This window comes from Idiomarina sp. UBA3176 (genome assembly GCF_002364295.1).
In the GTDB taxonomy this organism is placed as follows: domain Bacteria; phylum Pseudomonadota; class Gammaproteobacteria; order Enterobacterales; family Alteromonadaceae; genus Idiomarina; species Idiomarina loihiensis.
This window is the reverse complement of the sequence record NZ_DEXU01000018.1, coordinates 1-13,273: the sequence shown is the minus strand read 5'-3', so window position 1 is coordinate 13,273 and position 13,273 is coordinate 1. Positions and strand designations below refer to the sequence as shown.

Annotated in this window: 13 protein-coding genes; 4 read left to right on the top strand and 9 right to left on the bottom strand. The window is 48.4% G+C overall.

The features are described 5' to 3' along the window. Positions 1–63: 63 nt before the first annotated feature. Together pyrC and B2U97_RS06955 are read right to left on the bottom strand one after the other, a co-directional pair. Positions 64–1,098 carry a dihydroorotase gene (gene pyrC, locus B2U97_RS06960; protein ID WP_286822994.1) on the bottom strand — a complete coding sequence of 345 codons (1,035 nt, stop codon included), beginning with the start codon at positions 1,096–1,098 and terminating at the stop codon, positions 64–66. A gap of 86 nt (positions 1,099–1,184) precedes the next feature. After that, positions 1,185–1,766, bottom strand: a complete 582-nt coding sequence (locus B2U97_RS06955) for a thymidine kinase (protein ID WP_153849928.1) — start codon at positions 1,764–1,766, stop codon at positions 1,185–1,187. Between the two features lie 100 nt (positions 1,767–1,866). On the opposite strand from B2U97_RS06955, the gene B2U97_RS06950 reads away from it, so the two are divergent. Further along, positions 1,867–3,099: an adenosine deaminase family protein gene (locus tag B2U97_RS06950; RefSeq protein WP_286830394.1), complete on the top strand. Its 1,233-nt coding sequence runs from the start codon at positions 1,867–1,869 to the stop codon at positions 3,097–3,099. A 99-nt stretch (positions 3,100–3,198) separates the two neighbouring features. Here the strand turns inward: B2U97_RS06950 and B2U97_RS06945 are convergent, their stop codons facing one another. The 5 genes from B2U97_RS06945 to B2U97_RS06925 all read right to left on the bottom strand — a co-directional run bounded on the left by B2U97_RS06945 (position 3,199) and on the right by B2U97_RS06925 (position 7,939). After that, the gene (locus B2U97_RS06945) at positions 3,199–4,227 is read right to left on the bottom strand and encodes a DUF2955 domain-containing protein (RefSeq protein WP_286822995.1); all 1,029 of its coding nucleotides are present in this window, start codon (positions 4,225–4,227) and stop codon (positions 3,199–3,201) included. Between the two features lie 13 nt (positions 4,228–4,240). Then, the gene (locus tag B2U97_RS06940; protein WP_034818725.1) at positions 4,241–5,302 is read right to left on the bottom strand and encodes an HlyD family secretion protein; all 1,062 of its coding nucleotides are present in this window, start codon (positions 5,300–5,302) and stop codon (positions 4,241–4,243) included. After that, the gene (locus tag B2U97_RS06935; RefSeq protein WP_272990621.1) at positions 5,299–5,787 is read right to left on the bottom strand and encodes a MarR family transcriptional regulator; all 489 of its coding nucleotides are present in this window, start codon (positions 5,785–5,787) and stop codon (positions 5,299–5,301) included. The genes B2U97_RS06940 and B2U97_RS06935 overlap by 4 nt, the downstream gene beginning before the upstream one ends. Positions 5,788–5,957: 170 nt before the next feature. Continuing rightward, positions 5,958–6,518 (bottom strand): single-stranded DNA-binding protein, encoded by a 561-nt coding sequence (ssb, locus tag B2U97_RS06930; protein WP_011233617.1) that lies wholly within the window; start codon positions 6,516–6,518, stop codon positions 5,958–5,960. 44 nt (positions 6,519–6,562) lie between these two features. Next, complete coding sequence (locus tag B2U97_RS06925; RefSeq protein WP_272990623.1) at positions 6,563–7,939, bottom strand: MFS transporter; 1,377 nt, start codon at positions 7,937–7,939, stop codon at positions 6,563–6,565. A 116-nt stretch (positions 7,940–8,055) separates the two neighbouring features. Here B2U97_RS06925 and uvrA point away from each other — a divergent pair, with 116 nt between their 5' ends. From uvrA to glsA, 3 genes are read left to right on the top strand one after another with little or no spacing between them, the layout of a single operon-like run. After that, entirely contained in the window at positions 8,056–10,881 is a 2,826-nt protein-coding gene (gene uvrA / locus B2U97_RS06920; RefSeq protein ID WP_034818732.1) for an excinuclease ABC subunit UvrA, read from the top strand. A gap of 12 nt (positions 10,882–10,893) precedes the next feature. Further along, positions 10,894–11,301, top strand: a complete 408-nt coding sequence (locus tag B2U97_RS06915) for an acyl-CoA thioesterase (RefSeq protein ID WP_153849932.1) — start codon at positions 10,894–10,896, stop codon at positions 11,299–11,301. Further along, on the top strand, positions 11,291–12,247 hold the full coding sequence (gene glsA, locus B2U97_RS06910) for a glutaminase A (RefSeq protein WP_011233613.1): 957 nt from the start codon (positions 11,291–11,293) through the stop codon (positions 12,245–12,247). Before B2U97_RS06915 ends, glsA begins: the two co-directional genes overlap by 11 nt. Here the strand turns inward: glsA and B2U97_RS06905 are convergent. Both B2U97_RS06905 and B2U97_RS06900 read right to left on the bottom strand, forming a co-directional pair. After that, positions 12,244–12,999, bottom strand: a complete 756-nt coding sequence (locus tag B2U97_RS06905; RefSeq protein ID WP_227016353.1) for an amino acid ABC transporter substrate-binding protein — start codon at positions 12,997–12,999, stop codon at positions 12,244–12,246. The genes glsA and B2U97_RS06905 overlap by 4 nt on opposite strands. A gap of 208 nt (positions 13,000–13,207) precedes the next feature. Beyond that, a partial coding sequence (locus B2U97_RS06900) for a hypothetical protein (protein ID WP_286830392.1) occupies positions 13,208–13,273 on the bottom strand: 66 nt, incomplete at its 5' end.

The window sequence follows — 13,273 nt, the reverse complement described above, 5'->3', positions numbered from 1 at the left end:
CGCCTCTCCGCAGCAGTTTATGATCTTCGTCATAACCCATTTGTCACAATACAACTTTAATGGCTAACCGCGCAGTTTCCATTGCAAATCAGATCCTGCCCAATAAGGCACCATAGGGCCTGTCGCCGTGTCTACCGTTCCAGCTACAGTCCATGGCTGCTGAATCAGTTCGATGGTCTCGGTATTACGGGGCAACTGATAAAAGTCAGCCCCAAAAACACTGGCAAAATTTGCCAGTTTATCCAGCGCGTTATGCTGACTAAAAAACTCGGCGTAAAGCTCAATTGCTGCTGGAGCTGAATAACACCCCGCGCAACCACAAGCAGTCTCTTTACTTGCCTGCACATGCGGGGCTGAGTCAGTTCCGAGGAAAAACTTAGGGTTACCGGACAAGGCCGCCTGCTGCAAGGCCTGCTGGTGTGACTGACGTTTTAAAATTGGCAGGCAATAGTTGTGTGGACGAATACCACCGACCAGCAAGTCGTTGCGGTTCATCAGTAAGTGTTGCGGGGTCATTGTGGCTGCGACATTACTGTTGGCATTTTCGACAAACTTAACCGCATCGGCGGTGGTTATATGCTCCAGCACCAGCTTTAACTGCGGGAAGCGCTCGGTTATCGGAATTAAATGCCGTTCAATAAAAACTCTTTCGCGGTCAAAGATATCGATGTCGCTGTCGGTTACTTCACCATGCACCAGCAAAGGTACCTGATGCTCCTGCATAGCTGCCAGCACAGGAGCCAGAGCTTCTACCGACTTCACACCAGCGGCAGAATTTGTGGTGGCTCCTGACGGATATAGCTTGAAGCCAATAACATGCTCGTTCGCAGCAGCTTCAGCAATTTCTGCAGGGGTTGTATCTGCCGTGAGATACAAAGCCATAAGCGGATTAAAACTCATGCCAGCAGGGATCTCGGCCAAAATTCTCTCACGATATTCCATAGCGGCCGCTACGGTTGTTACCGGGGGGACCAGGTTTGGCATAACCACAGCACGATGAAACACTGCCGCAGTTGCAGGTACGGTTGTTTGTAACATAGCACCATCGCGTAAATGCAGGTGCCAGTCATCAGGTCTTGGAATTGTTAAGCTTTGCATAGTCACTTCTGGCTAAAAAATGAGAAACTCAGTATACCATCAAGTGCCTTCGCTAAAACCCATATTCCGTACTCTATTTGACCGTTTTAGCGCAGCCCCATGGCTTCTTTCCAGTGTTTACGACAACATGAAACGTAACGATCATTGCCACCAATAGCTATTTGCTGTCCCATGCGTATCGCATTGCCCTGTTCGTCAACCCGCAATGACATGGTCGCTTTGCGACCGCAGTGGCAGATGGTTTTCATTTCCACCAGTTTGTCGGCTATAGCCAACAACACCGCACTACCCGGAAAGGCGTTGCCAAAAGCGTCGGTGCGGATGCCGTAACACATTACCGGAATATTGTCGGCGTCAGCCAGGCTAGACAGTTGCCATACCTGCTCTTCACTTAAAAACTGCGCTTCATCAATTAACACGCAGTCAATTGCCTGTTGCATATAGCGAGCCCGGACTACTGCGGCTAAATCTGTCCGGTGGGTGAAAGACACCGCGTCGCGACCAATACCTAATCGGGAAGCAATACGTCCTTTACCTGCCCGATCATCTAAAGCCGGCGTCATTAGCAGGACATGTTGTTGGCGCTCTTCGTAATTGTGCGCCACTTGCAATAACGACGTACTTTTGCCTGCGTTCATTGCCGAATAAGTGAAATATAAAGAAGCCATTTTATTCTATTTTTTTAAGTTAATGTGGTCAGATCCTGGCAGAGATTAGCACGATTTTATGGCATTATGGGACAAAGCAACCTTAAGGCAGGAGTTCTCTATGCAATATTCCCCCGAATTTATCAAAGCCATTCCTAAAGCTGACTTGCACTTGCACCTTGATGGAAGCCTTCGTGCCAGCAGCTTAATTGATATGGCTAAGCGCGCTGATATCGAACTTCCAAGCTATACCGAAGAAGGCCTGTTTGATCTGGTATTTAAATCGCATTACAACAATTTGGGTGAATACCTAAATGGGTTTCAGTACACCTGTGCCGCTTTGCGCGATTTAGAAAACCTGGAGCAAGCCTCTTATGAATTAGCCGTCGATAATCAAAACGAAGGGGTTAATTACATTGAGGTACGTTTTGCTCCTCAGCTACTCATGGACCCAGGTAAAGGTGTTACTTTTGACACCATAATGCACGTAGTAAACGACGGCCTTTTGCGCGCAAAGAAAGAGTACAATAACAGCGCAGACGTTAAAAACGGCGATAAGCCACCATTTGACTACGGCATTATCAACTGCGCCATGCGGATGTTTGGTAAAAAAGGGTTTTCCCCTTATTACACACAAATGTTTCAGTTAATGCGTGACTTTGAACCTATGCAGGTTATTAAAACGGCCGCAATGGACTTAGTTCGCGCCAGCGTTCGTATGCGTGACGAAGAAGGCATGCCAATTGTCGGGCTGGATATTGCCGGTCAGGAAATTGGTTACCCGGCAGGCGAGTTCAAAGAAGTGTACGAATACGCGCACGAGAACTTTCTGCTGAAAACCGTACATGCCGGAGAAGCTTACGGCGCTGAGAGCATTTTTGAGGCGTTAACCAAGTGCCATGCCGACCGCTTAGGTCATGGTTATTCCTTATTCTCTCCTGAAATGACTCAGGACCCGTCTATTGAAGACCCAAAAGCTTATGGTGAAAGCCTGGCCTCTTATATTGCTGACCGTCGTATTGCCGTTGAAGTTTGCCTGACCAGTAACCTGCAAACTAATCCCGATATTGGCGACATTAAAAACCACAATTTCCAGCATATGCTGGATAACCGCTTAGCTACCATTATTTGTACCGATAACCGTTTGGTTTCTCGTACCACGGTCAGCAACGAATATCAGTTAGCTGTGGATAATTTTGATATTTCGCTGAAGCGCCTGAAAGACATTGTCGCCTACGGCTTTAAGAAGAACTTCTTCCCGGGTCGCTATGTAGAAAAGCGTGATTACGCTAAGCAAAACCTGGAGTATTTCGACAAGGTGGTTAAGCAGTTTGGGCTAAGCGACGCAAGCTAAGCAAACAGCAGTTCAAATTTAACCATTCAATGTTAGTTTGAGCAGGCATGCAGCTGATTAATTGGCTGCATGCTCTTCCAGCCACTATGGGTATCAATTTTAAGCAGCGCCAAATCGCGTTCCCGCAAACTGGTTCAAGAGTTTGTGCACCAAATAGCACACCATCATAGCCGCAATAATTGCTACAAAAGTACTGCTCAGACGATACAGTCCGGAATACACCAAGTCTTGTGCCGGCGACAAATATTGACCGAAAAGAATGCCCATCGTCGTCATTGCCCCAAAACCCACCCCGGCTCCCGAAGCTTCAAGGACATGAATGCGGGCAAACAACATCACCCCAAGCCAGAACAACGGCACAATCAACCACAGTATGTCATACCAACCGTACAGCAGAAGCTGCACACCAAGACCAAACATAACACCAATTAGAGTTCCTGCCGCTCGCTTACGCGCGTAAGTTAATGCCCCGTTCCAATTCATGGGAAATAGCACCAAAATGGTTGTGGCCTGCGCGGAAATAGAATCCTGTAAATCAAACAGCTGAAACACCAAAAACGACAGGGTTGTCACCGTAGCGCCCAAAATAGCTTCGTGGCGCACACGGTTAGGTGACTTATCTGGCAAGGCCGGTGGTGACGCATTCTGTTCTTTATTGGGTATCATCGCATGCATAACAAAGGCAATGGCTATTGCCAGTATCGATGCAAAGAAGTTACTGGCTATTAAGTTATTAACGTCGGTGCCCGGATAACTGGCGTAATGCAGCATAATGCTCAGCATCAGCACACCATTTGCGCCGAACAGGAACGCCGTGCCGCGCGCCATAAAAGCAAACCTATACAGAAATAAGACAAAGGCGGCCATTGTCATTAATACTGAATGCCCGCCCAGTATCTGCGCCAGAATACCTACTTCCAATCCGCACATAACCGACGCCGCAAGTATTTGCCGGGCGACTTGTCGGTTTATCATTGGCACTAAGCCCAATAGCAGCATTGGTAATACGGTAAAAAACACGCCATAAGACAAGTCAAACAGTGCCGTGACCAGAAAACCGATGGAGCCACCAAAGGCGATTCGTAAGCATTGCCGTAGGCCGTTTTCACTCAAGACTGAAGTTGCCATAGTTCCTTCCTGATCAATAAATGTAGTGTAACCAGCCCAGCAACCGGATTTGCGCTTTCGCGATAGCAGCTTTGACGCTTCCTTCAGGAACTATCTGTACCGTGGCCTTCGCTCCGGCCGGGCGCTCTGAATCCGGTTGTTCTGCTAAACTCAGGTGAACCCGAAGTCGCTGCGCGTCTCGCACCCAACGGTTAGAGTTAACCGGTGCTGCTAAGGCTCCGTCGGCACTTAACTGACCTGCGTTGACACCGGCATCAATGCTCTCCACTTTCACCTCATAAAGCGTGCCGGGTTCAGCATCAAATACCACCAGAGCCTGCTGCCCGGACTTTATGTGCCGTAAATTCTTCTCACGAAAATCGGCGACAATGTCGGCATTGGGTGATACCAGCGCCATTAGCGGCGAGCCTTGACGGGCATAAGCGCCTTCGCTGAGCTTTAGATTACCGACACGTCCGGCATGTTTCGCACGCACGGTGGTGTAGCTTAAGTTAAGCTTCGCTGTTTCTATCGCATTTTCAGCTTGTTGAATAAGTAAGTTGTTTGCATCGTCCTCGGCACCTCGTTGCACTTCTAGACTCTGTAGTTGCGACTGGGCGGCTTCAACATTTGCCAGGGCCTCTAGCTTACTGCTCTGCGCACGGTCATATGCCTGTTGCGACGAACTACCGTCTTCTACCAGATCTTTAATGCGCCGCGCCTCACGGCTGAGCTCTTGAGCTTTTGCCTGTGCTGACTTTAACTTTGCCCGAGCAGTTCGAATTTGGGCATCAAACTGTTGGTTTGACTGTTGCGCCTGAGCCAGTGCCAGCTCTGATTGCTGTAATTGCAGTTGATAAGGTCGCGGGTCAATTTCAAATAGTGGCTCGCCCTCTTCAACATACTGGTTATTATTAACCAGGACTTTCTCTACCGTACCATTCACCTGCGGTGCAACTTGAGTCACCACCCGGGTCACCATTGCCTGCGGGGTTAGCGGCAGGCTCAAGTCGGCCCACAGAAAATAGGCAAATACGAGCACAAATAGCACCAATGCCCGCTTAACCCAACGGGCAAACTTTTCGTCTGCGGTCATACTTTTTCCTCATTATTTTGGTCAAGCTTCTGAGCTTCAGACATGTGATTCGCATTGTATGAAATCATCGCCAGAACCTTCTTAACCGTTTCAATTTCTTCATCTTCGATATTGGCCAGCAACGCCCTTCTTACTTTTAGAATTTTCGCTTCCATTTTTTTAACCAGAGCATGACCTGAATTCGTTAAAAACACCTGCTTAGCACGGCCGTCGTCCGGGCTTGCCTTGCGCGTAATCAGCTCTTGCTCCTCCAACTGCGCCAGCGTGCGCATAAGTGAACCAAGTTCTAATTCAAGCGCTTCGGCAAGCTGCTTTTGACTGACACCATCACCAATACGTGCCAGTTTCCACATAGCACTCCAGCGCGGGTAGGTTAACCCCAGCGGCGCCAGTTCCTTATCCGCAATAGCCTGCCACTGACGCGCAACGCGACCGAGTCGTTCAGGTACAGATAACTGTCTGAGCTGTTCTTGTGTTAATGTCATAACAACCTCTTTAGTTAGCACGCTAAGTATAATAACAAACTTAGCGTGCTAACTAAAATGAAAATAGCGATAGGTTTGAACTAAAAATTAGATACAAAAAAAGCCCCTGCAAAAGGGGCTTTTTTCACATGATACAGATACCCGAGCGGGTAAATCCTACACTTGGCAAACTAGAACGGAATATCGTCATCAAAATCATTGTCAGGTGAAAACGGCGCGGGTTCTGCCGGTTTTTGTTGTGACTGTTGATTTTGCTGCTGCGCTGGCTGAGGCGCAGGACGCTGTTGTTGCTGTGATTGCTGTTGTGGTTGACCACCACCGTAACCACCGCCTTGCTGCTGACCGCCACCAAAACCCTGGCCTTGTTGTGGAGCACCACCCTGCGGGCCGCCACGAGAATCCAGCATTTGCATTTCGTTAATGACCACTTCTGTCGTGTAACGCTCTACGTTGTCCTGGCCTGTCCATTTACGCGTTTGCAAACGCCCTTCAACATAAACTTTAGAGCCCTTTTTCAGGTACTCACCGGCAATTTCAGCTAAGCGACGATAAGCCACACAACGGTGCCATTCGGTTTGTTCGCGCGGTTCGCCTGTTTGCTTGTCTTTCCAGGTTTCGCTGGTAGCAATCGACAGGTTGGCTATCGCTGTGCTGTTTTGGGTATAACGAACCTCTGGGTCAGCGCCCAAATTACCAATTAAAATTACTTTATTTACACCGCGACTGGCCATTAGATTCTCCTGTTCCTTGTACGCGTTACAACTGCTTCAAATTATTAAGCGACCGATGCTTCTTTAAGCAACTGATTAACCGCCTTTTCATCGTAATGTTTTTTATCAACTTTTAAGTAAGTGGCCTGATCTTCTTCAACCCATCTTGCTTCCGTAACACCCGTTACGGTAAGTAACTGCTCACTTAGCTTGGTAGCCTTACTTTCAGTTAACCCGGGCAATGATAACGACACGCTTGTGACACCTGCGGGGTTAACCATGACTAAACTGATTAGCAACCAACATACTAGCAAGATCAGGCAGAAAACAACAACGCCAGATATCCCAAAAAACTGTAAGACTGAGCCGCCAGCTACCCCACCGACAAAAGACCCCAGAAACTGACCAGTTGAGTAAATACCACTGGCACTGCCTTTGCTCCCCGCCGGAGCAACTCGGGTAAGTAACGAAGGCAAACTGGCTTCAATAAAGTTAAAGCCCGTGAAAAATATGATCAGAGCAGCAACCAGCAGCCAGGGGTTTTGCCCCGCTACGGCAATAATGAGTAGTGCAACAATTAAGACGACAATAGAAAACCGCAGCCACTGCACGGAATTATTATTACGCGAACTGCTGATAATCATTGGCACCATGAACAAAATGGACGCGGCCAGCGTGGGTAAGTAGAACCAGGCATGAGTCTGACTTTCAAAACCCGCGTTTTGCAGTTGCATAGGTAAAGTCACAAACCAGGCCGTTAAAATAGCGTGTAACACAAAAATACCGCTATTCAGGCACCACAGTTGCTTATGCTTAAGCAAGTGCCCCAGTTCTGACAACACGGGTAAAGATTCACGCCTGGCAGATGTAGTCACCACTTTGGGTACACTCAGCAACAGCACCAGAATGCCCAGAACACCACTGGCGGCGGTAAACCAGAACAAACCCGAAAGACCGATAATATTGCCCAATAAAGGCCCGGCTACCAATGAAATAGCGAACGCCAGGCCAATACACATACCAATAGTGGCCATCACTTTCGGTCGCTGCTCGTCTCGCGATAGGTCAGCTGCCAACGCCAGAATAGCCGCCGCAATAGCGCCCAGCCCCTGTAGCGCCCGACCAATGGAAACACCGAATAGAGTATCCGCCTGAGCTGCCACCACACTACCAAGAATAAAGACCAGCAAGCCACCGACAATAACTGGCTTTCGGCCAAGGCGGTCAGACAGCATACCTAACGGAATTTGCAATAGCGCCTGTGTCAGACCGTAGGCACCCAGAGCAACTCCGACCCACAGCGGTGAGTAGTCAGGGTAGTCTTGTGCATAAACCGCTAAAACTGGCATGATCAAAAACAGCCCTAACATTCGTATACCGAAGACGGACGCTAGCGCTAAAGCGGCTTTTTTCTCTGTTTTATTTAATTTTTGTGGCGTCATTTCACTGCTTTTATATCAGTAACATGATAAATGATGCCGTTATTGTACCAGATGCCTAACACTGTGCGATAATAGCGTTTTGTCGTCAGTCATTTACTGAACAACAGACGGGAATTATGGATACTATCGAAGTACGCGGTGCGCGCACGCACAACTTAAAAAATTTCAATCTGACCATCCCCCGCAATAAGCTGATTGTGATAACCGGCTTATCCGGTTCGGGTAAGTCATCACTTGCTTTCGATACCCTATATGCAGAGGGGCAGAGACGCTACGTTGAGTCGCTGTCCGCCTATGCACGTCAGTTTTTGTCGCTGATGGAAAAGCCTGATGTTGACAGTATCGAGGGTTTGTCGCCGGCTATATCAATAGAGCAGAAGTCAACATCGCACAATCCGCGTTCCACGGTCGGTACCATCACGGAAATATACGACTATTTACGCCTGATGTTTGCCCGCGTGGGCGAGCCCCGTTGCCCGACTCACGACGTACCGCTAGCGGCGCAGACCGTATCGCAAATGGTCGATAACGTGCTGGCGGCTCCTGAAGGCGAAAAGCGTATGTTGCTTGCGCCAATTATTCAGAACCGTAAAGGCGAACACTTAAAAGTGCTAGAAAACCTCGCCTTGCAGGGCTATATCCGCGCCCGTATAGACGGTGAAATTTGCGATTTAAGCGATCCGCCCACGTTAGAGCTGCAGAAAAAGCACACCATTGAAGTGGTCGTTGACCGCTTTAAAGTTCGCGACGGCATGGAGCAGCGCCTGGCGGAATCTTTTGAGACCGCACTGGAACTCAGTGGCGGAACGGCTTTAGTCGTGCCGATGGACGGCGACGGTGATGCCGAAGTGTACTCGGCTAACTTTGCCTGCCCACATTGCGGTTACAGCATGCAGGAACTGGAGCCACGATTGTTCTCATTCAACAATCCGGCCGGTGCCTGTACTACTTGTGACGGTCTGGGTGTTGAGCAGTTTTTTGATCCGGCCAAAGTTGTTGTTAATGCTGAGCTGTCGCTGACAGGCGGCGCAATTCGTGGCTGGGACAAGCGCAACTTCTACTACTATCAAATGCTGCAGTCTCTGGCGAAGCACTACGAGTTTAAATTGTCGCAACCGTTCAACGAATTGCCTGACGACATTCGCGAAAAGATTCTGTTCGGCAGCGGTAAGGAAGAAATAAAATTCACTTACATGAATGACCGCGGCGACAAGGTTGTCAGAGCGCATCCGTTTGAGGGGATTATTCCTAACATGCAGCGCCGTTACCGTGAGACTGAATCACAGGCTGTGCGCGACGAGTTGTCCAAATACGTAGCGACGCAACCCTGTAAAAGCTGCAGTGGTACGCGCCTGCGTACAGAAGCTCGTCATGTGTTTATTCAGGGCACAACCCTGCCGGAAGTTGTTGAGCAATCCATTGGCGACGCACTTGAGTTCTTCCAGCAACTGAGTCTGGAAGGTCAGCGCGCGCAAATTGCGGAAAAAATTCTGAAAGAGATTAATGACCGTCTACGCTTTTTAGTTAACGTGGGACTTAACTATTTAAGTTTGTCCCGCAGCGCAGAGACCTTGTCTGGTGGTGAGGCGCAGCGTATTCGTCTGGCCAGCCAAATTGGTGCGGGTCTGGTTGGTGTTATGTACGTACTGGATGAGCCCAGTATTGGTTTGCACCAGCGCGACAACGAACGCCTGTTAAACACTCTGACTCACCTGCGTGACTTGGGTAACACCGTCATTGTGGTGGAACACGACGAAGACGCTATTCGTCAGGCCGACCACGTTATTGATATTGGCCCTGGCGCTGGCGTACACGGTGGTGAAATTATTGCTCAGGGTCAGGTTGAAGATATTGTCGGAAGTGAAGATTCACTAACCGGCGACTACCTGTCCGGCCGGAAAGAAATAGAAGTTCCCAAGCAACGTCACAAACCAGATAAACGCCGGTTAACCATTCACGGAGCCAGCGGGAACAATCTGAAGAATGTCGATTTCAATTTGCCATTAGGTATTATGACCTGTGTGACTGGAGTATCCGGTTCAGGTAAGTCAACGCTGGTCAACAATACGCTGTTCCATATCGCGCATCGTGAACTTAATGGCGCAACGACCGGGGAGCCTGCTCCTTACAAAAGTGTCGATGGCATGCAACTGCTGGATAAAGTGGTGGATATTGACCAGAGCCCAATAGGCCGTACGCCGCGCTCCAACCCAGCCACTTACACCGGTATTTTCACGCCAATTCGCGAACTGTTCGCAGGTGTGCCGGAATCACGAGCCCGCGGTTACAAACCTGGTCGCTTTAGCTTTAACGTACGCGGCGGTCGTTGTGAAGCTTGTCAGGGCGACGGAGTTATTAAAGTTGAGATGCACTTCTTGCCGGACGTTTATGTTCCTTGCGATATTTGTAAAGGTCAGCGCTATAATCGCGAAACGCTGGAAGTACAGTACAAAGGCAAGAATATTCACGAAGTGCTGGATATGACCATTGAAGACGCTCGTGAATTCTTCGACCCGGTTCCGGCTATTGCACGCAAGTTGCAAACCTTAATGGATGTAGGCTTGTCTTACGTCCGGTTAGGCCAGTCAGCGACAACACTCTCCGGTGGTGAAGCGCAACGGGTGAAGTTGTCACGTGAGTTGTCCAAGCGTGATACTGGCAAAACCTTATACATTCTGGATGAACCGACCACAGGTCTGCATTTCCACGACATTAAGCAATTGCTGGCGGTGATTCATCGTCTGCGTGACCACGGCAACACGGTAGTGGTTATTGAGCACAACTTAGACGTGATAAAAACCGCTGACTGGATCATCGACTTAGGTCCTGAAGGTGGTTCTGGCGGTGGTGAAATCCTCTGCGAAGGTACACCAGAAGATATCTGTGAAAATGAGCGCTCTCACACGGCTCGTTTCTTAAAACCTATGCTTAAGCTGTCATAAAAAGGACGCAATATGTTAACGGAAGACTTTAAAGTAAGATTTTATGAAACCGATGCCCTTGGGCACGTCAATAACACGGTTATACCGGGGTGGATAGAAACCGGACGTTTACCTATTTTTGAGTTCTTTGGAGAAATGTCTCCGAAGACACAAAGCTTAATTGTCGCGCGGCTGGAAGTAGATTACCTCTTACCTATTTATTTTGGCGGTCATGTCACGGTGAATACTTACGTCAGCCGCTTAGGTGGCAGCTCGTTTGATATCACTACCGAAATTTGGCAGAAAGATAAAATGTGCGCTAAAGGTAAAACAGTATTGGTGTACTTTGATTTTCAACAGGAACGTTCTGTGAAGCTGTCTGACGAATTAAAAGACCGCCTGTCCACGATCACGCATCCGGAGCATTCTCTTGACGCGTGATCTGGTCAGTGGCGGGCAGCAAATACATGCCCCGGATGATCTCAAAAGCCTGCTGGAGGAGATTCATCAGCAGGCCATGAAGATCACCGAGGGGCATGTTGCTGATTACATCCCGGCGTTAGCAGAGGTCGACCCCGAGCTCTGCGGACTCACTCTGGCTACCCTCGATGGCGAGGTGTTTAACGTCGGTGATACTCAGGAGCAATTCTCTATCCAGTCGATCTCGAAGATTTTTGGCCTTATGCTGGCAATGGAGCGCCTTGGAGAAGATTTGTGGGACAGAGTTAAAATGGAGCCTTCAGGCCAGGCCTTTAATTCTATAGTGCAGCTAGAGTGGGAAAAAGGCATTCCGCGCAACCCTATGATAAATGCCGGAGCTATTGTTGTTAGCGACGTGCTCGTTAGCCGCTACTCTGCCAGTAAAAATGCGGTTTTGAGTTTGGTGCGCACCTTATGCGGCAACGACAACGTTTACGCCGATAACATTGTTCACCAGTCAGAAAAAGAGCATGGCCATCGCAATGCGGCCCTTGCTCACCTAATGAAAAGCTTCGGTAATATTGATGCTGAAGTTGATGAACTATTAGATCATTATTTTTGGCAGTGTGCGTTGACCATGTCCTGCGAAAATCTCGCTCGCTCTTTTACGTTTCTTGCAAATGACGGAATTTGTCCTTTTTCTAAAAAGAAAATTATGTCGAAACGAGACTCTCAACGCATTAATGCGTTGCTATCAACCAGCGGTATGTACGACCAAAGCGGCGAATTTGCTTTTACCGTAGGTGTTCCCGCTAAAAGTGGTGTTGGTGGTGGGATGATTGCCGTCGTTCCTGACTTTGGCGTTATTTGCTCATGGAGCCCAAGATTAAACAGCTACGGTAACAGCGCCCGTGGAATGTACATGGTACGCGAGCTAGCTAACCGTTTGGGGCTTAGTGTCTATTAACGTGTTGTTGTCGGCCGATATATCTGAAACCGCTCCATATTAAATCGTCTAAATAATATTTCAAACTCGCCCTGTCGGCCAAGCTCCCGCAGCAACCTTTGTAAGGTATCTGCGCTGATATTCTTATTATCGCCAACAAGTAAGTGCAGCTTGTATTCCAGACTAACCTTTTCCGACAACAATAAACTGTCCACATTAATCTGATTTGAGCCTTTTAAAGCAGCCAGCAGTTCATCATTGATAATAGTAAGATCTATCCGACCTCCTAGTACCATCTGCAAATTTGTCATTCTGGAGTCTGCCAAATACGTCGTATACTTTTCCTCGACTTCATCTGAAGCCAATAGCTCGCCCCCTAACAGATAATGATAGCCCTTGACCCCACCTAAAGTTTTGCCATCGTATGTATCGAAAAACGTCTGGTCTCTGTCTGCTTTTTGTAAGGCGACCAGCCGCTCTTGTCCTCTGACTAAAGGCATTGTTTGCTGAAACCCTACTCCACTTTTTTCCCAACCCCAAAGGGGCGATTCGAAGAATATAACATCACAGCACCCTTTCACACTCAGGGCTTTATGACGATTTGCAGGGGGAATCACCTGAATGCGGAATTCGTAGCTGTCCTGATGCTCATTCAACAAACTTATCAGTTCACGGGTAAGATCCGTTTGCAGTACATCGGAAAAATAAGGAGGGTAATCGTAGGCAGCAACATAGACCGGTACCTGTGCTGTAGCAGAACAGCTTAGTCCCATAAAAACGAACACAGAAAAGTATCTGAGTAATTTCAATTGATTGGCTGACTATAAGTTGAGTATCTATCTCAATAGTTCATTTTTTAGTCTTGAATGTCAATACTTGAGCGAGCCTTCGCTTACTTTTGATAAGCTATTTTGATGAAAAATTATGAGCAGGCATAAAAAAGCCCGGCCAAAGCCGGGCTCTTAAAATCAACAGGACTGCTTAGTCCATGATTTTTGATACAACGCCTGCACCTACGGTACGGCCACCCTCACGGATAGCGAAACG

Bases quoted from the DNA above. Each gene is read 5' to 3' on its own strand.
- B2U97_RS06950 (WP_286830394.1), top strand. From the start codon at position 1,867: ATGCAATATTCCCCCGAATTTATCAAAGCCATTCCTAAAGCTGACTTG.
- uvrA (WP_034818732.1), top strand. From the start codon at position 8,056: ATGGATACTATCGAAGTACGCGGTGCGCGCACGCACAACTTAAAAAAT.
- B2U97_RS06940 (WP_034818725.1), bottom strand. From the start codon at position 5,302: ATGACCGCAGACGAAAAGTTTGCCCGTTGGGTTAAGCGGGCATTGGTG.
- pyrC (WP_286822994.1), bottom strand. From the start codon at position 1,098: ATGCAAAGCTTAACAATTCCAAGACCTGATGACTGGCACCTGCATTTA.
- B2U97_RS06935 (WP_272990621.1), bottom strand. From the start codon at position 5,787: ATGACATTAACACAAGAACAGCTCAGACAGTTATCTGTACCTGAACGA.
- ssb (WP_011233617.1), bottom strand. From the start codon at position 6,518: ATGGCCAGTCGCGGTGTAAATAAAGTAATTTTAATTGGTAATTTGGGC.
- B2U97_RS06945 (WP_286822995.1), bottom strand. From the start codon at position 4,227: ATGGCAACTTCAGTCTTGAGTGAAAACGGCCTACGGCAATGCTTACGA.
- B2U97_RS06925 (WP_272990623.1), bottom strand. From the start codon at position 7,939: ATGACGCCACAAAAATTAAATAAAACAGAGAAAAAAGCCGCTTTAGCG.
- B2U97_RS06955 (WP_153849928.1), bottom strand. From the start codon at position 1,766: ATGGCTTCTTTATATTTCACTTATTCGGCAATGAACGCAGGCAAAAGT.
- B2U97_RS06905 (WP_227016353.1), bottom strand. From the start codon at position 12,999: ATGGGACTAAGCTGTTCTGCTACAGCACAGGTACCGGTCTATGTTGCT.
- B2U97_RS06915 (WP_153849932.1), top strand. From the start codon at position 10,894: ATGTTAACGGAAGACTTTAAAGTAAGATTTTATGAAACCGATGCCCTT.